The organism is Gordonia sp. PS3, from assembly GCF_041950545.1.
GTDB classification, from domain to species: Bacteria; Actinomycetota; Actinomycetes; order Mycobacteriales; family Mycobacteriaceae; genus Gordonia; species Gordonia sihwensis.
In genome coordinates this window covers 3,520,074-3,540,301 of record NZ_CP169524.1, presented here as the reverse complement: position 1 = coordinate 3,540,301, position 20,228 = coordinate 3,520,074, and the positions used below count along the sequence as shown (strand labels likewise).

At 69.2% G+C, this 20,228-nt stretch carries 19 protein-coding genes and 1 tRNA gene; 12 read left to right on the top strand and 8 right to left on the bottom strand.

Features of this window, described 5'->3' with window-relative positions; all coding sequences use genetic code 11:
* Positions 1-10: 10 nt before the first annotated feature.
* From ACE11G_RS16435 to benA, 4 genes are all read right to left on the bottom strand, one after another.
* Positions 11-2,584 (bottom strand): LuxR C-terminal-related transcriptional regulator, encoded by a 2,574-nt coding sequence (locus ACE11G_RS16435; RefSeq protein WP_062366161.1) that lies wholly within the window; start codon positions 2,582-2,584, stop codon positions 11-13.
* An 82-nt stretch (positions 2,585-2,666) separates the two neighbouring features.
* Positions 2,667-5,459 carry a benzoate 1,2-dioxygenase electron transfer component BenC gene (benC, locus tag ACE11G_RS16430; protein ID WP_062366163.1) on the bottom strand — a complete coding sequence of 931 codons (2,793 nt, stop codon included), beginning with the start codon at positions 5,457-5,459 and terminating at the stop codon, positions 2,667-2,669.
* A gap of 9 nt (positions 5,460-5,468) precedes the next feature.
* Positions 5,469-6,002 carry a benzoate 1,2-dioxygenase small subunit gene (gene benB / locus ACE11G_RS16425; RefSeq protein ID WP_062366166.1) on the bottom strand — a complete coding sequence of 178 codons (534 nt, stop codon included), beginning with the start codon at positions 6,000-6,002 and terminating at the stop codon, positions 5,469-5,471.
* 44 nt (positions 6,003-6,046) lie between these two features.
* Positions 6,047-7,465: a benzoate 1,2-dioxygenase large subunit gene (gene benA, locus ACE11G_RS16420; RefSeq protein ID WP_062366167.1), complete on the bottom strand. Its 1,419-nt coding sequence runs from the start codon at positions 7,463-7,465 to the stop codon at positions 6,047-6,049.
* Between the two features lie 246 nt (positions 7,466-7,711).
* Here benA and ACE11G_RS16415 point away from each other — a divergent pair, with 246 nt between their 5' ends.
* From ACE11G_RS16415 to ACE11G_RS16390, 6 genes are all read left to right on the top strand, one after another.
* On the top strand, positions 7,712-8,635 hold the full coding sequence (locus ACE11G_RS16415; protein ID WP_062366168.1) for a LysR family transcriptional regulator: 924 nt from the start codon (positions 7,712-7,714) through the stop codon (positions 8,633-8,635).
* A complete protein-coding gene (locus ACE11G_RS16410; RefSeq protein ID WP_375003107.1) occupies positions 8,632-9,735 on the top strand; it encodes a mandelate racemase/muconate lactonizing enzyme family protein in 1,104 nt (367 codons plus the stop codon). The genes ACE11G_RS16415 and ACE11G_RS16410 overlap by 4 nt, the downstream gene beginning before the upstream one ends.
* 58 nt (positions 9,736-9,793) lie before the next feature.
* Complete coding sequence (gene catA, locus ACE11G_RS16405) at positions 9,794-10,651, top strand: catechol 1,2-dioxygenase (protein ID WP_375003105.1); 858 nt, start codon at positions 9,794-9,796, stop codon at positions 10,649-10,651.
* Positions 10,652-10,655: 4 nt separating this feature from the next.
* Complete coding sequence (gene catC, locus ACE11G_RS16400; protein ID WP_006897455.1) at positions 10,656-10,937, top strand: muconolactone Delta-isomerase; 282 nt, start codon at positions 10,656-10,658, stop codon at positions 10,935-10,937.
* Positions 10,938-11,048: 111 nt separating this feature from the next.
* Complete coding sequence (locus ACE11G_RS16395; protein WP_062366171.1) at positions 11,049-11,741, top strand: hypothetical protein; 693 nt, start codon at positions 11,049-11,051, stop codon at positions 11,739-11,741.
* Between the two features lie 15 nt (positions 11,742-11,756).
* On the top strand, positions 11,757-12,353 hold the full coding sequence (locus ACE11G_RS16390; RefSeq protein ID WP_006897453.1) for a putative glycolipid-binding domain-containing protein: 597 nt from the start codon (positions 11,757-11,759) through the stop codon (positions 12,351-12,353).
* A gap of 10 nt (positions 12,354-12,363) precedes the next feature.
* On the opposite strand, the gene ACE11G_RS16385 is transcribed toward ACE11G_RS16390, so the two are convergent.
* Positions 12,364-13,317: a prephenate dehydrogenase gene (locus tag ACE11G_RS16385; RefSeq protein ID WP_375003102.1), complete on the bottom strand. Its 954-nt coding sequence runs from the start codon at positions 13,315-13,317 to the stop codon at positions 12,364-12,366.
* 69 nt (positions 13,318-13,386) lie between these two features.
* On the opposite strand from ACE11G_RS16385, the gene ACE11G_RS16380 reads away from it, so the two are divergent.
* The 4 genes from ACE11G_RS16380 (at position 13,387) to ACE11G_RS16365 (ending at position 15,008) form a co-directional block, all read left to right on the top strand.
* Positions 13,387-13,908 carry a tRNA adenosine deaminase-associated protein gene (locus ACE11G_RS16380; protein WP_006897451.1) on the top strand — a complete coding sequence of 174 codons (522 nt, stop codon included), beginning with the start codon at positions 13,387-13,389 and terminating at the stop codon, positions 13,906-13,908.
* An 8-nt stretch (positions 13,909-13,916) separates the two neighbouring features.
* Entirely contained in the window at positions 13,917-14,420 is a 504-nt protein-coding gene (locus tag ACE11G_RS16375) for a nucleoside deaminase (RefSeq protein WP_278125883.1), read from the top strand.
* 103 nt (positions 14,421-14,523) lie between these two features.
* Complete coding sequence (locus ACE11G_RS16370; protein WP_222110878.1) at positions 14,524-14,853, top strand: mannosyltransferase; 330 nt, start codon at positions 14,524-14,526, stop codon at positions 14,851-14,853.
* A 67-nt stretch (positions 14,854-14,920) separates the two neighbouring features.
* Positions 14,921-15,008: transfer RNA gene (locus ACE11G_RS16365), tRNA-Ser, on the top strand.
* Positions 15,009-15,052: 44 nt separating this feature from the next.
* Here the strand turns inward: ACE11G_RS16365 and ACE11G_RS16360 are convergent.
* On the bottom strand, positions 15,053-16,252 hold the full coding sequence (locus tag ACE11G_RS16360; protein WP_278125250.1) for an IS481 family transposase: 1,200 nt from the start codon (positions 16,250-16,252) through the stop codon (positions 15,053-15,055).
* A gap of 292 nt (positions 16,253-16,544) precedes the next feature.
* Here ACE11G_RS16360 and ACE11G_RS16355 point away from each other — a divergent pair, with 292 nt between their 5' ends.
* A complete protein-coding gene (locus tag ACE11G_RS16355) occupies positions 16,545-17,171 on the top strand; it encodes a PepSY domain-containing protein (RefSeq protein WP_375003099.1) in 627 nt (208 codons plus the stop codon).
* A 3-nt stretch (positions 17,172-17,174) separates the two neighbouring features.
* Here ACE11G_RS16355 and ACE11G_RS16350 read toward each other — a convergent pair whose 3' ends face one another.
* Positions 17,175-18,248, bottom strand: a complete 1,074-nt coding sequence (locus tag ACE11G_RS16350) for a D-alanine--D-alanine ligase family protein (protein WP_006897447.1) — start codon at positions 18,246-18,248, stop codon at positions 17,175-17,177.
* Between the two features lie 39 nt (positions 18,249-18,287).
* Between ACE11G_RS16350 and murF the strand changes: the two genes are divergently transcribed.
* On the top strand, positions 18,288-19,604 hold the full coding sequence (gene murF, locus ACE11G_RS16345; protein ID WP_045539048.1) for a UDP-N-acetylmuramoyl-tripeptide--D-alanyl-D-alanine ligase: 1,317 nt from the start codon (positions 18,288-18,290) through the stop codon (positions 19,602-19,604).
* A gap of 123 nt (positions 19,605-19,727) precedes the next feature.
* Here the strand turns inward: murF and ACE11G_RS16340 are convergent, their stop codons facing one another.
* Entirely contained in the window at positions 19,728-20,186 is a 459-nt protein-coding gene (locus ACE11G_RS16340; protein WP_278125889.1) for a hypothetical protein, read from the bottom strand.
* Positions 20,187-20,228: the final 42 nt, after the last annotated feature.

Sequence of the window (20,228 nt, the reverse complement as noted above, 5' to 3'; positions counted from 1 at the left end):
GCTGCCGAGATCACCGGCGCAGCGCGGCCAGCTCCGAACGCGACCGGACGCCGAGTTTCGCGTAGATGCGGGTCAGGTGGTACTGCACCGTCTTCGGTGAGATGTAGAGCTCGGCGGCCACCTCCCGGTTGCTCATCCCGGAGGCCACCAGCGCGGTCACCGACTCCTCCTGCGGTGTCAGCTCCGCAGAACTGCGGTCGCCGCGAACCGCGTGCAGGCCGCCGGCCTTCAACTCGCGGTCGCAGCGGTCGACGTACGCCGTGGCTCCGAGCGACCGGTAGATGTCGCGGGCGTTGCCCATCACCGCATCGGCGGCGCGCCGCTTGCCCGCCCGGCGGAGAGTCTGCCCGTAGGCGAAGTTGACGCGCGCTTGGTCGTGCCGCAGGGGCAGACCGTCGAGAAGCTCGAGGGCCTCCTCGAACTTCCTTCGCGCGGAGGCGATGTCGCCGATGGCACCGAGATAGCGGCCGCGGGCGTAGCGGAGCCGGGCACCGGCCGAACGATGCCCGCGCAGGTCGGCCAGTTCCTCGTGCGGGCGGAGCAGACTGTCGGCGGCCTCGAGCCGGCCGTCGAGTACCAGCGCGTTGGCCAGCACGTCCACCCACGGCCACCAGCCCGGTTCGGTGAGAGCCGGAGTGTCCTCGGCGAGGAGCCTCAGCGGGGAGAGAACTCGGGTGACCTTGTTGTAATCGGCGGCCGCCTCGGCGATCTGCGCCTGTGCCAGCAGCAGCGGAATCTGCATGATCTCGTAGTCGCCCGCCAGTCGGGCCGAATGCGCGACCGCGGCGTCCGCGGCCTCCCGGTCGCCTCGGAGGCAGTGGACCTGAGCCGCGGTCCAGTCGGCGAGCGGGGTGGCGAGGGTGATGCCGCTGGTGGTCGCGAGCTCGCGCGACTGCGCGACGGTGAGCAGTGCCCCGTCCCAGTCGCCGCTCACGAACCGCAGACGGGCCAGCCAGCCCAGTGCCCACAGCGTGATGCGTTTGGAGCCGCCCAGATTCGCCATCGACACCGCCGTCTCGAGACTGGTGCGCGCGGAGTCCACCTCGTCCAGCCCCAGCTGCAGCCAGCCGTGGCCGATGGCGACCCGCTGCGTCTGCGCTCCGAACCGGACGTCGCGGCCCAGCGCGTCGTACGACGCGACGGCGTCGGCCGTGCGGCCGGACCATGCCAGGCCGAGCCCGCGGATCGCGGCGGCCTCCACACCGGCGGGCGAGGCGGTTCCGGCCATGTCGATCGCGCGGTCCGCCCAGCCGACGAGGCGCTCGCCCTGACAGCGGACCAGGCAGTGCAGTACGTAACGCTGCGCGATGAGGGCCGCGATCGCGGGTTCGCGCTCCACGCTGACGATGCCCCACGCTCTGTCGAGCCGGATCCGGGCCTCGGCCGATCGTCCGCGCAGGATCGCCAGATAAGCGAGTGTCGCATTGCGCAGCGGAGTCTCGCGAAGGCTCTCCACCGTCGGCACCATGGAACCGGCGGTGAGGCAGTCACCGTCGGCCAAGAGCGCGTCCACCGAGAGCGTCACTCGTTCGGCATGCCGGAGCGGCTCGTCGGTCAGCCGCCCGGCCTCACGGTAGAGCTCGGCGGCCTCCGCCCATTCGCCCGCGCCGCCCCGATCGGCCGCCAGTGCGGCGACCTCGTCCGCGAGTTCGGCGTCCGGCACCGGTGCGGCGGCGACGCGATGATGCAGTCTGCGTGCCGGATCCGCCACCAGCTCCGAGGCTCGGCGGTGCAGCAACCCGGTCCGCTTGGGCCCCAGCACTTCGAGTACCGCGGCACGGGTGACCGGAGTCGGCACGGCCAGGGCCGAGGCGGCCGGACCGACGGCGGCGGCCGGCTCCACGAGCCCGGTTCCGACCGCCTCGTCGACGGCGGACAGCACGTCGCCGACCGCCGAGAGTTCCACGGCCGTGCCGAGTGAGTTCGGATCGTTCAGAATCGCGATCGCCTCGATGAGCCGCCGCGTCTCCGGTCGACACGCCGCCAGGGCGGTCTGGACCCGTTCCACCTCACGGGCCGGTGCGGGCAGGGCTGCGTCGGCCCGCGACCACAGACGGTCGGGCAACTCGTCGAGCAGTTCGACGATCTCGCGCGGTCGGCCCATCGTGTGCCTGGTCAGTTCGTCGAGAAGAGACGGGTGCACCGACCGCCCGCGGGCCGCGGCGATCTCCGCCACGGCGCTGCGGTCCAGACCTGGAAGTCGCAAGGTGTCCGGCAGCAGGTCGGCGATGGCGGGCGTGGACCGCTCCGCGGCCAGGATCACCGTGACGTGGGCCTGCGGACGCGCGGCGGCGAGCCGCCCGAGCCGGCGCAGAGCCGCGTCGTCCGCATGATCGGCGTCGTCGATCAGCAGCGCTGCGGGGTCGTCACCGAAGAGCTCGGCCGGATCGCCGAGCTCGGGTGCGGCGGCGACCCGGACCCGGCGACCCCGCAGGATCTCCGACAGGCGCCGCAGCAACGTCGACTTCCCGGCACCGTGCGGGGCTGTGATCAGCACGAAGCCGGGACCGGCGGCGTCGGCGACGCGGCCGGTCAGCTCCGACAGTTCGTTCTCCCGGCCGACGCAGGCGGCCTCGATGATCATGGTTGTCGAGGTTATTCCTGTCAGGGCGGACGCGTGGCGTCGCTCGCGGTCGACTGCCGCGAACGACGGGCACGCATGGGGCTCACCCCTGGTCGCCGCCGGCGACCGGAAGCACCGAACCGGTGATGTACGAGGCCTCGTCGGAGGCCAGGAAGCAGATCGCCGCGGCCTGTTCGTCGAGGGTTCCGTACCTGTTCATCAGGGAGGCGTCGAGCGTCTGGTCGATGTGTGCCTGGAACCATTCGCGCTGCGTGTCGTCGGCCGGCACCGGTGTTCCCCGTGAAACACGGCGCGGCGGGGCGTCGGTTCCGCCGGGGGCAGTGGCCACCACTCGCACACCGGCCGGTGCGTACTCCATCGCCAGGGAGGCGGTGATCGCGTTGACCCCGCCCTTGGCCGCGGAGTACGGAATCCGATGGATGCCCCGGGTGGCCGCCGAGGAGACGTTGACGATGACGCCGCCGCCTCGCTCCACCATCGTGGGCAGCACCGCGCGGCAAGCGTAGAGCGTGGTCATCAACGAACGGTCCACCTCGGCGCGGATCTCCTCGTCGGTGAACTCGGTGAAGGGTTTGAAGTTGATGGCGCCGCCCACGTTGTTGACCAGCACGTCCACCCGCCCGTAGGCGGCCAGCGCGCGATCGATCACCTCCGCGGCGCCGGCATACGACTCCAGATCGGCGTTCACCGCGATCGCGCCGGGTCCGCTCGCCGACAGATCAGACGCGACCGTGCGCGCGTACTCGGACCGGTCGGCCACCACCACGCGTCCGCCCTCGGCGCTGATCCGGCGGGCCGTGGCCTCGCCGATGCCCTGCCCGGCGCCCGTCACGACGACGACCTTCCCGGCGAACCGTCCCGGAGTCACGAACCGTGGCTTGCGAGCGGCGAGTTCGTCGGCCATCGCTCGCCGCATCGTCTGCTTGGATCGTTCGCCGTGTGCGCTGATGAGGGCGCGGGCGGTGTCGCGGTCTCCGGCTTCGAACGCGGCGACGATGTCGAGATGGTCCTGGGTGCACAGGGGATGGCACCAGGTGGCGGTCCGCAGTACTTCGCTCATCCGGCCCTTGACCCCGAGCGCGGTGTACGCCTCCAGCAGGTGGGTGTTGCCGGTGACGTGGAACAGGTAGTCGTGGAAAGCGGCGTTGGTGGCCGTGTACTCGGCTGAGTCGACGAAGCGATCGCCGTCCACGTACGGGACGGTGGCCTCCGCGAGGAGGCGATACCCGGCGAGTTGCTGCGAGGTCATCCGGCCGATCATCAACTCGAGAGCACCGAGTTCCAGCGCGGCTCGGGCTTCGAAGAGCGCATCGGATTCGTGGATCTCGGGATGCTCTTCGCCGATCTCATAACCCTCGGAACCGACCGTCGGGACCTCTGCGGGTGCAATGCTCGCGGGCTCGTCCGCCGTGGTCCCGGGCTGGGTCGCCACCGATTCGGCGGCCGCGTCGACGTCCGCCACGGGGGCGGCAGCCGAGCCGGGGAACACCTCCTGCCCGGCGATCGACCTGGCCGCACCGGGTTCCAGGACTCCGGTGTCGGCGTCGAGCAGAGCAGACGGTTCGGCGGCGGTCGGCTCCGGCCAGATCCGCTGCCCGGCGATGCGGGCCCGGGACTCGTCCGCGCCCGGCGCGGACCGCGGTTCGAGACCGGGCAGGCTGATCGCCGGAAGCACCGGCTGCCCCGCGACGGCGCGGGCGTCGAGGGCGGGCGCGATCGGCACGTCGACGGGCGCCTCGGCGTTCGCCGACGCCGATGCCGCGACTGCGTCGGTCACCGGCTCGGCGGGCGACGGGCCCGCAGCGAGGGCGAACTTCTCGTAGTAGAACCCGGTCAGTTCGATCCCCGCCTCGACGAAGTGTCTGCGCACCGATTCGACCATCGGCGGCGGCCCGCACAGGTAGGTCGCGACGTCGCCGCCGTAGAGGTGACGGGGAGCGATCAGCGAGGTGACGTAGCCCTTGTTCGCGGCGCTGCTGCCGGGATCGGAGACGCAGTGGTCCCAGGTGAATCCGGCGACCTCCGACTGCATCCGGTCGAGCGTCTCGGTCTCCACGAGGTCGTCGTCGGTGGAGACGCCGTAGATGAGATGGATGCGGCGCGCGCTGCCGTCGTGGCGCAGCTTCCGCAGGATCGCGAGGATCGGCGCGAGGCCCGTGCCGCCGGCGAGCAGCAGTGCCGGCCGCATCGATTCGCGCAGGAAGAACGATCCGTGCGGCCCGCGCAGCGTCAGCAGATCGCCGGTCGACGCCCGGTCGGTGAGATAGGTCGACATCGCGCCGCCGGGAGTCAGCTTCACCAGGAAGACGAGAGTGTCCTCGTGCGGTCCGTTCGCGAAGGAATACGAGCGGCGCACCGGACTCCCGCTGCCGTCGTCCGTGCCCGGAACGTCGATGTTGACGTACTGACCGGGCAGGAACGCCAGCTCGGAGCGGTTCGGGATCTCGACGGACAGGCGCATCGTGGTGGGCGAGAGGCGCTCGAGCCCGACCACGGTGGCGCTGAACTCGGCGGCCTGGGTCTTGGCGACGTCCGACGTGGCCGCGATCTGCAGCACCAGGTCCGACCGCGGCTTCATGCAGCACGGCAGGGCGTAGCCGTCGGCCGACTCCGCGGGCGACAGGGCGTCGTCGATGTACGTGCCGCCGTCGTAGTCGCCCGATTCGCACATGGCCTTGCAGGTGCCGCAGGCGCCGTCGCGGCAGTCGAGCGGGATGTTGATCCGCTGCCGGTACGACGCGTCTGCCACCGTCTGGTCCTCGCGGCAGTCGATGAACTTGGTGACCCCGTCCTCGAAGGCGAGTGCGACGCGGTGCGTCGGCGCCTCGGCGGGTGCCGCGGTGCGTCCGGATGCGGGGCCGGAAGTGACAGTCATGGTGAGTCCCTAGAAGTGGTAGACGTCCACCACGTGGTGGATGTAGTCGTTCTTGAGGACCACGGTCTTGCGGCGGATCAGCGGTGCCTCGCCGGAGAAGTCGATCGTGTAGAACGACGTGCCGTAGTACGGGTCGACGGTGTGATAGCGGAAGTACATGGTGTGCCAGTTGAACCGGACGTCAACCATGTCGCCGCGCCGTTCGATCACCTCCACGTTGGTGATGTTGTGGCTGGTGCGCGGCTCGGGAAGCGACGTCGCCGACGACCGTTCGGTACGGATCCGGAACACCCGGTCCTCGAGCCCGCCCTTGTTGCCGTAGTAGATCAGCGAGATCTCCCGTCGGGGGTCTTCGGTGAGGCGATCGTCGTCGGCCCACGACGGCATCCAGTAGACGACGTCGTCGGCGTAGCAGTCGAGCCACTTCTCGAACTCGCGGTCGTCGAGGTACCGTGCCTCGCGGTAGAGGAACTGTTCGATGGCGTTCTGGGTGATGAGCTTGCGGCCGTCGGTGTCGGCCGGAGTGGTCTGGGCGGTAGTCATGAGTCCTGTCCGATCTCGGGTACGAAGTGGTGGTCCGATCGCGCTCAGCCGACGGCGGTCTCGACGTCCTCGGCATCGACGGCGCGGCGCATGGTCTTGAGCCAGTAGCCGTGCTGCACGGGGTAGAGACCCTCGTCCTCGTTCTTCAGGCCGGCGGAGATCACGTTCGGCATGTCGAGCGCGGTGGCGACCTCGTCCGGACCGGTGAGCCAGTGTTCGGCGCCGCGGCTCATGTCGTTCCAGGGCGCGGCGGTCGCGCGGAAGGTCAGCTGGCACGACCGGAACTCCTCGAGGTCGTCCGGCGTCGCCATTCCCGACGCGTTGAAGAAGTCCTCGTACTGGCGGATGCGGTGGGCACGGGCGGCGTCGCTCTCACCCTTCGGCGCGATGCAGTAGATCGTGACCTCGGTCTTGTCCGGTGCGATCGGGCGGAAGTGCCGGATCTGGGTGGAGAACTGGTCCATCAGGTAGACATTCGGATACAGGCACAGATTGCGTGAGCCCTTCACCATGAACTCGCCCTTGGCCTCGCCGAACTGGGCCTTGAGTTCGTCCATCCGGTCCCACAGCGGCCGGTCCTGCGGGTTGGCCGCCCAGGTCCACAGGCACAGGTGACCGTGCGGGTACGACCAGTAGCCGCCGCCGGACTTGCCCCATCCGCCGGCGTCGAGCACCTTCGCGTCGTTCTTCGACTCCCCGGTGGTGCGCCGGGAGGTGGTGGCGGCGTAGTTCCAGTGCGTCGCGGTCACGTGGTAGCCGTCGGCGCCGTTCTCCGCCTGGACCTTCCAGTTGCCGTCGTAGGTGTAGGTCGACGCGCCGCGCAGCACCTCCAGGCCGTCCGGCGACTGGTCGACGAGCATGTCGATCACCCGGCGGGTGTCGCCCAGGTGTTCCTCGAGGGGGAGGACGTCGGCGTTGAGGCTGCCGAAGAGGAACCCGCGATAGCTGTCGAACCGCGCGACCTTCGTGAGGTTGTGCGATCCCTCGCAGTCGAAGGTGGACGGGTATCCGGCGCCGTCGGGGTCCTTCACCTTGAGCAGGGTGCCGTCGTTGCGGAAGGTCCAGCCGTGGAACGGGCAGGTGAGCGTCATCCGGTTGTCGGTCTTGCGGCGGCAGATCATCGCTCCGCGGTGCGCGCAGGCGTTGATCAGGCAGTTGAGTTCGCCGTCGCGGCCGCGGGTGATGACCACCGGCTGGCGGCCGATGTAGGTGGTGAAGTAGTCGCCCGGGTTCGCGACCTGGCTCTCGTGCGCGAGGTAGATCCAGTTCCCCTCGAAGATGTGCCGCATCTCCAGTTCGAAGATGTCCTCGTCGGTGAAGATCCGGCGGTTGGCGCGGAACACCCCGGCCTCGCGGTCGTCGATGACGGCGTCCCGGAGTACTTCGCGGACGTGCTCGCGGGTGTCCGCGGTGATCGCCGTACCGGGAATCGACGCGCTGGGGCGAGAACTGGTCGCAGTCATTGAGAACCTCCTGTGTGCGTTGTCCCTCGACGGTCCCATCTCGTGATGGCACTCACACCAGTAGAAACCCCAGTGTTGACCCAGGCGTAGATTCATAAACAGGACAGATCAATAAGGCGAAAATGAGTCCTGGTGTCGTATGGATCTTGTGCTTACCGTGGTCGTACGGATGATCCGGATCACACAGAGGGGCGACTATGACGATGCGTCCCGGCCGGTGAATCGACACACCGACAGGAGCGCGACATGGAGCTACGGCATCTGCGATATTTCGCCGCCGTCGCCGACACCTGTCATTTCGGGCGGGCGGCGGACCGGTTGCACATCGCGCAGCCGGCGTTGTCGTACGCGATCCGCCAACTGGAGGCCGAGCTGGGGGTCTCGCTGTTCGCCCGCACCACCCGTCAGGTGACGCTGACCGCGGCGGGTGAGTTCCTCAAGGGCGAGGTGGACCGGATTCTGGTGGGCATCGACGCGGCCGTCGACGGCGTGCAGCGCGTCGCGGCCGGCCGCAGCGGTGTGGTCCGCCTGGGACTCACCGGCATCGCCGTGTTCTCGCATCTGCCGCGCATCGCCCGGGCCGTCCGCAGCGAACTGCCGCACGTGGAGTTGCGGATCGTCTCCGATCTGCTGACCCCCGACCAGTGCGATCGGCTCCGCGACGGCGCCATCGACCTCGGCGTACTCCGGCCGCCGGTGGTCGGAGAGGGGATCGAGGTCCGGACGATCGACGTGGAGCCACTCGTCCTGGCGGTCGCCTCCGACCACCGTCTCGCGGTGGAACCGGTGGTCTCGGTGGACGATCTGCGCAGCGAATCGTTCGTCATGTACGACAGTCGCGACTCGGCGGTCAACGAGGCCGCCGTCCGCACCTGCCGCACAGCGGGCTTCGTCCCGCACCGCGCCCACGACGCCTCCGGCACCCCGGTGCTCCTGGCGCTGGTCGCCGCCGGACTCGGCGTGGCCCTGCTGCCCGCCTCCGTCCGCGCACTGCCGCTGGAGAACGTCGTGGTGCGCGACCTGCCCGACACCGGAACCATGCCGGTGGCTCTCGCCCGGCGCGCGGGCGACGACAACCCGGTGGTCGACGCCGTGGCCGCCGTCGCCGCCGCTGCATTCGCGTCCGCGTCCGCGCGGGCCCTGGACTCCTCGATGGGAGAGACACGTTGAAGATCACCCGGGTGGAATCGATTCCCTTCTCGATTCCCTACCTCAAACCCCTTCACTTCGCCTCGGGCGAGGTGCACGCGGCCGAGCACGTCCTGGTCCGCGTGCACACCGACGACGGGGTGATCGGCGTCGCCGAGGCGCCGCCGCGGCCCTACACTTACGGCGAGACCCAGCGCGGCATCGTCGCCGTCATCGAGGACGTCTTCGCCGAACAACTGCACGGCCTCACCCTGCTCGAACGCGAACAGGTGGGGGCGAGGCTGGCACGGACCGTCGGCAATCCCACCGCCAAGTCGGCGATCGACATGGCCCTGTGGGACGCCTTGGGCAAGACCCTCGGGCAGCCGGTCTCCGAACTCCTCGGCGGATACACCGACCGCATGCGGGTGAGCCACATGCTCGGCTTCGACGATCCGGCGAAGATGGTCGCCGAAGCTCACAAGGTGCGCGAGCGGCACGGTATCTCGACGTTCAAGGTGAAGGTCGGGCGGCGCCCGGCCGAGCTCGACATCGCCGTCGTACGGGCGCTGCGCGAACACTTCGGCGACAGCGTCGAGCTGTACATCGACGGCAATCGCGGCTGGACCGCCGCCGAATCGGCCCGCGCCATGAAGGAGATGGCCGACCTCGACCTGCTGTTCGCCGAGGAACTCTGCCCCGCCGACGACGTCCTCGGGCGTCGCTGGCTGGTCGGCAAGCTCGACATCCCGTTCATCGCGGACGAATCGGTTCCCACGCCGGCCGACGTGACTCGCGAGATCCTCGCGGGATCGGCCACGGCGATCAACATCAAGACCGCCCGCACCGGATTCACGCAGTCGCGGCGTGTGCATCACCTGGCGGAGGGCCTCGGCCTGGAGATGGTGATGGGCAATCAGATCGACGGCCAGATAGGCACGGCCTGCGCGCTGGCCTTCGGTGCGGCGTTCGAAGCGACCTCGCACTATGCGGGCGAACTGTCGAACTTCCTCGACATGAGCGACGACCTGCTCGCCGAACCGCTCCAGATCCGTGACGGCTGCCTGCAGACCTCATCCGGCGCCGGACTCGGAATCGACATTGACCCCGACAAACTCGACCGCTACCGCACCGACAAGTGAACGACTCCTCGCACAGCCCATGGGCGAGACGACGAACTGAAGATCAAAGGAGACAGTCATGACCACCACCGAGCACAGCCCGTCCGCCGCGGCGTCAGGCGCATCCGCCACCGAGCGCTTCCAGCAGGACAAGTCGCCGTACGACGCCGTCAAGAACGTCAGCCCCGAGCGCGTCGACAAGCTCGCCCGCCAGGTGCTGGCCGGGGTCCACCAGACGATCCGCGACAACCAGGTCACCTACGACGAGTACAACTCCCTCAAGGCGTGGATGATCCAGGTGGGCCTCGACGGCGAGTGGCCGCTGTTCCTGGACGTGTGGGTGGAGCACGTCGTCGAGGACGTCAACACCGCGCACCGCCACGGCAACAAGGGCTCGATCGAAGGGCCGTACTACGTCCCGGATGCGCCCGAGCAGGGCGCCGAGGGCACCATCCCGATGCGCGACGGCGAGGCGGGCGATCCGCTGGTCTGGGAGGCGCAGATCACCTCCACCGACGGCACCCCGCTGCAGGGCAAGGTGGAGCTGTGGCACGCCGACGCCGACGGCTACTACTCGCAGTTCGCCCCGGGCATCCCGGAGTGGAATCTGCGCGGCACCTTCTCGACCGGCCCCGACGGCAAGTTCAAGATCACCACGATCCGTCCCGCCCCCTACCAGATCCCGACGGACGGCTCGTGCGGCAAGCTGATCGCCGCGGCCGGCTGGCACGCGTGGCGCCCGGCTCACCTGCACGTCAAGGTCTCGGCTCCGGGGCACGAATTGCTGACCGCCCAGCTGTACTTCCCGGGCGATCCGCACAACGGCGACGACATCGCCGACGCCGTGAAGCCGGAACTGATTCTCGACCCGAAGCCGGACGGTCACGGCGGCTACACGATCGATTACGGCTTCGTGCTCGATCCGGTGGAGGGCTGAGCCGATGCTGTTCCACGTCCGGATGGATGTGCGGATTCCGCACGACATGGACCTGACGGTCCGTGAGGAGACCGTCGCGCGGGAGAAGGCGTACTCGCAGGAGCTTCAGCGGTCGGGCAAGTGGCCGCAGATCTGGCGCATCGTCGGCGAGTACTCCAATTACTCGATCTTCGACGTCGAGTCGAACGACGAGTTGCACGAGATCCTGTCGGGGCTGCCGCTGTTCCCGTACATGGACATCACGGTGACTCCGCTGGCGACGCATCCGTCCGACGTCAAGGCCTGACCGATCCGGCCGCGACCGCCCGGATTCCCGATCGGGGATCCGGGCCGTCGGCGTGCCCGGGCCGTCGCCTCTGGCACCATCGAAGGGAGGACGTCGTCGGGAGGAGCCGCCGTGGACCGGTCATCGCAGCCGGCGCCGGGATACCGGCCGCCGCTGGCTCCCGGGCAGTCGTACCCACCGCTCGGCTACAGCGAGCACGGCGCTCCGTTGTTCACCTACGACGACCGGGAACGCGCTCTCGCCGGGCCGCCGCCCGCGGCCGCGCCGCCCGATCCCACCCCACCCGCGCCCGCGCCGCAGCCACCTCCGGATCGACGTCGCGGTCTCGCCGTCGGCGTCGCCGTCGTCGCCGTCGGGGTGCTGTGCCTTGCGCTCGCCTTCCGGATGTTTCCGACCGGCGACGACGACCCGGTGCGGCGAGCCGATCCGCCCGACGCGCAGTCGACCGACGATCCCTATCTGCGGGGCCTGCCCGACCAACCCGAACAGTCGGTGCCGCGCGATCCCGACAGCGCACAGCCGCCGGTCCACTCCGGCGCCGCGACGGTGGAGTACCAGGTCGACTCCGGGCGCGCGACCATCCTGTACGTCGACGACACGTCGGTGAAGATCGAACGCAACGCCGGCGGCACGTGGCGGCACACCGTGCGCGGCAGCCAGAACGCGCTGCTGCGGGTCAGCGTGATCCTCTCGGACACCGATCCGGCGTCATGCAGCATCACGGTCGACGGCAAGGTGGTCGACCGTCAGACGACGCAGGACGCGCAGTCTTCGGGCATGCTCACCTGTCGATACGAGGGATGACGCTACCGTTAGAGAATGACTTCCTTCGACGCGTCGTCCGCCGATGCCGGCGTGAAAGCGATGCTGACCTGGCGTAGCGCCGACGGCGATCGGTTCGAGCAAGTGCGGCTGAATCTGAGCGGTGCCCGGGTCCGCGCGTACGGCCGCATCGTGGCCGCCGCCACCGACACCACCGAGGCCTACTCCGCATCGTACGAACTCGTCACCAACGACAGCGGGGTGACGCGGCGGCTGTCGGTGCGCCTGCTGCGCGCCGGCGGCGAGAGCTCGCTCGACATCAGCCGTGACATGGACGGTCGCTGGATGGTCCAATCGCCGACCAGCACCGTGCGCAGTGACTTCGACGGGGCCGAGATGATCGACTTGGAGCTCTCGCCCTTCTTCAAGGGACTGCCGATCCGGCGCTTCGGGATCGCCGACGGCGTCCGCCGCGACGACGTCCCGGTCGTCAGGCTCCGGCTGCCCGACTGTGAGATCGACTCGGTGCAGAAGAGCTACGTCGGCGGCCCGGAAGGCCGCGTCACGGTGATCGGTCCCAAGGGACGTCGCGATCTGACGGTCGACGACGCAGGCATCGTGCGCGACTACGCGGGTATCGCGACGCTGATCTGATCCGGGCCGCTCAGCCCATCCACACCCGGGCCAGGTGGGCCTGCCTGCGCAGTTCCTCCTGCCACCGGGCATCGCCGATCCGGACGCCGGTGATCGGCTCCGGCGGCGATCCGGCGATCCGCTCGTACTTGCGCCGCGCGCGGTGGCCGTCGTCGACGATCACCGCGACGTCGCCGTGCTCGCGCAGTGCGTCGCGCGCGGTGATCAACCGGTCGATCGTCTCGCTCAGCGTGTTGAGCAGGGCCACCGAGTTGGCTTCGAGCATCGCCCGCTGCAGGTCGGGGGCGGTACCCGCCACCCGAGTGCCGTCCCGGAAGCTGCCTGCGGCCAGCCGGAGCGCGAGGTCGCTCTCACCCGCGCCGACCGTGGCGGTCACCGCGGCGGTCAGATGCGGGTTGTGGGAGATCGCCGCCGCCGCGCGGTCGTGCGCGTCGTCCGCGGCGGGTACCACGTACGAGCCTGCGGCCAGGGCGATCCCCGCGACGTCGAGCCAGTCGTCGGCGACGGTGTCGTCGTGCGTCGCGACCATCCACATCGCGCCCTCGAAGAGCCCCGGATCGGTGGCCGGCCAACCCGACGCGGTGGTGCCTGTCATCGGATGCCCGCCGACGTACCGGGCCCGCGGATGGAGCCGTCGGACGAGGTCGGAGACCTGCTCCTTCACGCTCACCACATCGGTGAGAAGACAGTCCGGCGCCAGCTCCCGGACCGCGGTGATCATCGGTTCGAGTGCGGTGAAGGGAGTCGCCAGAACGACGATCGCGTCGTCGTTCCGGGCGCGCTCGAGGACCGCGGACAGGTCCGTGGAGGCGTCGTAGCCGTCGGCCGCCGCGGCCTCGACGGTGCCCGCCGAGCGGTTGTAGCCGAACGCGGGACCGCCCGTGTCGGAGAGGCGGCGGAGCAGGGACCCGCCGATGAGGCCGAGACCGAGGATGCAGACGGGGCGAGACGGTGCAGCAGACACGGTTCCAGCGTGGCACATCGGGGTCGGTTCGACTTGGGAGAGTCCCGAAAACCGACTACGGTGGCGGTCATGGCGAAGCCCGGTGCGCAGAGCGAATACGACGAGGTCGAAGGATTCGCTGTCGCGGTCGTCCGCGAGGAGTCGGGGTGGAAGCTCACGACGCTGAAGCCGTCCGCTCTCGACAGTCTCGACGACGCCGAACTGCAGCTGCGGGAGCTGCGGGCCACCGGAGCCGTGTTCGGCCTCCTGGACGTGGACGACGAGTTCTTCCTCATCGTCCGGCCGGCTCCCGCCGGAGCCCACGTGCTCCTCTCGGACGCCACCGCCGCGGTGGAGTACGACATCGCCGCCGACGCCCTCGACGCGCTGCACGTCGACATCCCCGACATCGATCCCGACGAGCTCGACGACGTGGATCCGTGGGAGGAGGGCGACCTCTCGATCCTGGCCGACCTCGGTCTGCCGGACGCCGTGCTCAGCATCATCGTCGGTGACACCGATCTGTACGCCGACGAGCAGATCGGCATGATCGCCGCGCGCCTCGGCTTCGCCGACGAGCTCGCCGCGGAACTCGACAAGCTCGGTCGCTGACCGGGTCCATGCCGGTGGACCCCAGCCCGCGACCGGATCGGGGAGCGGTGGACCGGGACGCGGCGGCCCTGATGTCCGTCGCACTCGAAGCGGCACGGGATGCGGACTCCCGCGACGTCCCGATCGGGGCAGTCGTCTTCGGGCCGGACAGGAGCGAGCTGGCCCGTGCCGCCAACCGCCGCGAAGCCGATGGCGATCCGACCGCTCATGCCGAGATCCTGGCGCTGCGGGCGGCCGCCGCCCGCCACGGCGACGGATGGCGGCTGTCGGGCTGCACCCTGGTCGTCACCGTGGAGCCGTGCACGATGTGCGCCGGCGCGATCGGACTGTCGCGCGTCTCGCGGCTGATCTTCGGTGCCTGGGAGCCGAAGACCGGCGCCGTCGGGTCACTCTGGGACGTGCTGCGCGATGAGCGGCAGCTGCACCGCCCGGAGGTGCTCGGCGGGGTCCGTGAGGACGAGTGCGCCGCGCTGGTCCGCGACTTCTTCGCCGGCCGTCGGGGTCAGCCCTGAACTATCCCTGAATTCGCTTCCGGGCTCTCGCCGCGCGCGTGCGCCTGTGGCAGATTGAGGAGGTGGGCGCAGCCCGCGCAGACATCGCGAGAAGGGGAATGAGATGTCCGATCCCATCGACAAGATCACCGAGGTCGTCGACACGGTGGTGCGCAAGGTCGACGAATTCGCCAACAGCGAGCAGGTCGCCGGTGCCGTGGAGAACGCGAAGTCCGCGTTGACCGAGTTCGCCGCCAACGAGCACGTCGCCGGCGCCGTGGAGACGGCCAAGGACAAGCTGTCCGAGATCGCGAGCAACGAGCACGTCGTGAGCGCGGTGGAGACGGCGAAGGGAAAGCTGGCCGAGATCGCGAACAGCGAGCAGGTCACCGGCGCGGTCGAGACGGCTAAGGAGAAGTTCGACGATCTCGTCAACAAGCGCTCCGGACACTGAATCGTCGAGAAACTGGGTCTGACCTGCCGATTTCGTGCTGGTGACGGGCTGCGGTACAGTTCTTCGCGGTGGCGTGTCCGAGCGGCCGAAGGTGCGACACTCGAAATGTCGTGTGCGGTAACCCCGCACCGGGGGTTCAAATCCCTCCGCCACCGCCGATGTGATGAGTCGCGACATCGTTTACACACGATGTCGCGACTCATTGCTTTTCCGGGGGTTCGCGGGTTGTCGGTGTGTTCTTGTCTGGCGGCTGGTAGTCGCGGGTGTCGTCGATGTGGTGGGTGGCGATGATTGTGCCGGTCTCTGCGTGGGTGGTGATGACGTCGTGGTCGTGGATCAGCATGAGTACTGGCTGGCCGATGTTGGCTCGGCCCATTCCGAGGTGTCGTAGGCGGCCGGCGTAGCGGAGGCTGACTTTGCCGTGGTTGTCGATCCGGTCGGTCCGGGTACGCCACTCTGGTTCAGTGGTGGTCTGCGGATGTGCCTTCGCCAGCGCGGTGTAGGCCTGGCAGGGTGTGCGGCGGCCTAGCGAACGGTGCGGACGGTCGGTGTTGTACCAGGTGCGGAAGTCGTTGAGATGTGCTTGTAGGTCCTCGATGGTGGTGGGTCGGGGGCGGGCGCGGAGCCACCGTTTGAGGGTTTGGTGGAAGCGTTCGATCTTGCCTTGTGTCTGCGGGTGTCCGGGTGAGCCGTTCTTCTGGGTGATGTGGTGGGCTTCGAGGAGTTTCTCGAAGCCGTTACGGCCGGCGTTGCGTGCGGTGAGTCGGGTGGTGAACACCATCCCGTTGTCGGTCAGGGTCGATGACGGTGCCCCGTACTGGTTGATCAGTGCGTTCATGACGGTGACGACATCTGTTCCGGTGTATGCGTTCTGCGTGCTGATGTGGAGCAGGAATCGAGAGTGATCATCGAGAAAGTCGAGGATCTCTACCCGGTCTCCGTGGGCGAGGTACCAGTGAGTGATGTCGGCTTGCCAGCATTCGTTGGGCAGGTCGGCTTCGAAGCGGATGTAGGAACTGCGGGGCCGTTTGCGGGGTTCTGGGGTGATCAGGCCCGCGGCGTGCAGGATGCGGCGGATCGTCGAGGCCGCAGGCACCTGCAGTCCTTCCCTGTGCAGGTGCCATCCGATGGTCTCTGGTCCGGCGTCTTTGCCTTCGGCGGTCAGTTGTCGGCGCAGTGCGATGATTCGGTCGGTGATCACTGCCGGGGTCGTTCCGGGGCGATGACGGGGAGCTCGTGAGCGCGGCACCAGACCTGCGGGTCCTTCGCGGTCGTATCGCTTGAGGAGTTCGTACACCCACTGCCGGGACACTCGGTAACGCGCGGCAGCCTGTGTCGGTGTGAGGTGTTGGTCGCGGACCGCGCGGACGATCACCAGTCGTTTGTCTTCGGTTGTCATGCCCGATCGTGGCATCGGCTCACCGTCGAGGTCACTGTCAACGATGTCGCGCTGCAGGTGTCAACGATGTCCGCGGCCAAAACGTCAACGATGTCGCGCCGCAGGTGTCAACGATGTGCGCGGAAAACCCCCGATGAGACGTGTCAACGATGTCGCAGTCTCACACACCTCCGCCACCGCCGAGGGCCCCTGATCTGCAGAGCAGGTCAGGGGCCTTTTCCAATGTCCGGCCCGGAGAATGTCCGTACGGTGTGAGTCACGTGACGAGACTTCTCTTCTGGGAGGACACGCCTTGAACACACATGCGCTGAACGTCAGACTCTCGGCAGCCGCGGTACTGGCCGCGGGCGCAGGTCTGCTCGCCGGGTGCGGAACCGACGACGCGACGCCGGAGACGAAGACCGAGACGATCACCCGGACCGCCGGGTCGCAGTCGCCGGAGGCGTCGGCCGCGCCGTCGCGAAGCGGTGTCGATCTCGCCGCGACTGCGCCCGCCGTCTCCTGGCGCGACGCACTGCGGACCGCCGGAGCGCAGTTCACCGGGTCGCCCACCGCGGTCAAGCTCGAGACCGAGCACGGCCGGACCGTGTACGAGATCGAGCTGGCCTCCGCCACACAGGAATCCGACATCACGATCGACGCCGCGAACGGCGGCGTGGTCGCGAAGACGACCGACGATCTCCACGGCGACGACGCAGCCCACGCCGGCGCGGAGCGGTTCGAGGCGGGTGAAGTCACCGTCGAACCCGATCGCGCCATGAGGGCCGCGCAGGCGCGAGTCGCCGGACCGGTGTCCGAGTGGAAGCTCCATCGCGAGAACGGCCGCCTGGTGTACGAGATCAACGTCGGCACAGCCGGCGACGACACCGAAGTGGTCGTCGACGCCGCCACTGGTGAGGTGATCGGCACCGACCGATGACGCTCAGTGCTCGGTGGAGAACGAGCTCCGTCGGCGATGCACTTCGAGCGCCAGCGTCACGAGGCGGTCGATCAGGTCGGGATAGGTGATCCCGGTGGCCTCCCACATCTTGGGGTACATCGATGCGGGGGTGAAACCGGGAATCGTGTTGACCTCGTTGAGAAGCCAGCCGCGACCGTCCTCCTCGTAGAAGAAGTCGACGCGCGCCAGACCCGCGCAGCGCAGCGCCACGAAGGCGTCGGCGGCCAACTCGCGCACCTGCGCGATCGCCTCGTCCGACAGCGGTGCGGGAATCATCAGCTCGGCGGCGCCGGTGACGTACTTGTCCTCGTAGTCGTAGAAGTCACTGCCGGGCTTGATCTCTCCGGGGAGGGACGCGTCGGGGGCGGCGTTGCCGAGGACGGCCACCTCGACCTCGCGGCCGGTCACCGTCTCCTCGATGACGACCACGTCGTCGTAACGGAGGGCGTGGTTGATCGCCGCGTCGAGTTCCTCGATCGAGTCGGCGCGGCTGACGCCGACGGACGAGCCCATGTTCGCCGGCTTCACGAACACCGGCAGACCGAGTTGCTCGGTCGCGTCGGCCAGCACCTGGCGGGCGTCGTCCACACCGTCGCGGAAGGTGATCCACTTGCACTGCGGGATGCCCGCGCGAGCGGCGATCTCCTTCGCCATCGCCTTGTCCATGCAGACCGCCGATGCCAGCACTCCGCAGCCGATGTACGGCAGCTTGAACAGCTCGAGCATGCCCTGCACGGTGCCGTCCTCGCCGTGCGGCCCGTGCAGCAGCGGGAACACCACGGTGAGGTCTTCGGGACGGCCGGCCAGCACCTGAAGCGGATTCACCTCGGGGCCTTCGACGTCGAGACTGTTCGGCAGTTCCGCGCCGGCGGCCAGGGCTTCGGCCGCGGCGTCGTTGCGGTGCCATCCGCCGCGCTTGTCGATGCCGACCGGGATCAGGCGGTACTTGGAGCGATCCGCGGCGGCCAGTACATGGGCGGCGCTCACACGGGAGACGTCGTGTTCGGCGGACACTCCGCCGTAGAGGACGACCAGGCGGATGAGGGGGGTGCTCATGGATGCAACCATACGTGCTTGCTTGTACCGTGGTCTGTCGTGCATCTCCTCGCCAGTCAGATCGCCGCCGCGACCGGCGGCACCCTTCACGGACCGGATGTGACGGTCGATTCCGCGAGCATCGACTCGCGGTCCGCGCGGCCCGGTCAGCTGTTCGTGCCGATCGTCGCCGCGCGTGACGGCCACGACTACATCCCGGCGGCGGTGCAGGCCGGCGCTCCCGTGTACCTGACCGATCGGACGCCGGATCCGGCCCTCGCCGCGACGGCCGTCCAGGTCGCGGACACCGCCGAGGCGCTCGCCGATCTCGGTCGCTTCGTCCGCGCCGGACTCACCGGCAGCGTCGTCGGCGTCACCGGCTCGGTCGGCAAGACGTCGACCAAGGACCTGCTCGCCGGCGTGCTGTCGACCACCTTCCGCACCGCCGCGAGCGAGAAGTCGTTCAACAACGAACTCGGGCTGCCGCTGACCCTGCTCGGCGCACCCGACGACACCGAGGCCGTCGTCCTGGAGATGGGCGCGCGCGGTGTCGGTCACATCGCACAGCTGTGCTCCATCGCCTCCCCGACGGTCGGAGTGCTCACCCGCGTCGAGGCGGTGCATCTGGAGATGTTCGGCAGCATCGAGGATGTGGCACGGGCGAAGGGCGAACTCGTCGAGGCTCTGCCTGCCGACGGGCTCGCCGTTCTCAACGCCGACCACCCGGTGGTCGCGGCGATGGCGTCGCGGACCAGCGCGCGGGTCGTGACCTACGGTGTCGATCCCGCCGCGGACGTGCGCGCCACCGACATCGTGCTCGACGACCAGTTGCGTGCGGCCTTCACTCTGCACAGCCCGTGGGGCAGCGTGCCGGTGCGGCTCGGGGCACGCGGGGAGCACCAGGTCGGCAACGCCCTGGCCGCGGCCGCTGCCGGCGGCGGCGTGGGGGTGTCGGTCGAGCGGATCGCCGACGGTCTGCTGCGCGCGGGTCTGTCCGGACTGCGGATGGAGATGAGCACCACGGCCGCGGGAGTCGTCGTCATCAACGACGCCTACAACGCCAACCCGACGTCGATGGCGGCGGGCCTGTCGGCACTGGCGCGCGTCGAGGCCGGACGCCGGTTCGCGGTGCTCGGCACGATGGCTGAACTCGGAGACGACAGCGACGCCGCCCACCGCGCCGTCGCCGAGCAGGCCCGTGAACTGGGCGTGACGGTGATCGCGGTGGACGAGCCCGCCTACGGCGACGGCGTGGCGCATGTCTCGGGCATCGAGGGCGCCGTCGACGCCCTGAGCGGACTCCGCAGCGGCGACGCCGTGCTGGTCAAGGGCAGCCGGGTCGCCGCCCTCGAACGAGTGGTGCAGGCGCTCGGCTGAGCGTCGCACCGCGCCACCACACACAGACGCGACATTCGGCGACAGAACCCCCGTCCGGGACGGGGGTTCTGTCGCCGAATGTCGCGTTTACTGCGCGGTCGACTGTGCGTTGGCCTGCGAGCCTCAGTTGGGCATCAGCGCGAAGGCCTGGCCGCCCTTGGTGCAGCGGGCGAGTTCGCCGACGGTCGTCGACGGTCCGCAGTCCCAGCCCGACACGGTCTGCGGTGCGCCGGTCGCGATCAGGGGTCCGTACTGCTTCGCGATGTCCTTGGCGGACGAGCAGGACAGGTCGCCCGCGACGATGTGGATCTGGAGGGCGCCGTCGGGCCCCTTGGTGGGGCCGCAGGTCTTGTCCCCGGACGACGACGTCGCCTCGCCGGTGCTCTCGTCCGTGGCGGCGGTGCTCTGGGGCTTCGGTCCGCCGACCACCGGGACGCTGGTGTCGCTGGAACCGGTGACCGCGGAGGCCCCGGACTTGTCGGCGCCGGACGACGCCTCGTTCTCCGAACCGCAGGCGGTGGCGGCCAGGGCGATCGAACAGCCGAGGAGTGCGGTCGCGGCCAGTTTCATCGTGCGAGTCATGGGCACAACGCTAACGAATTTGAGCGGCCGAGCGCACGGCTG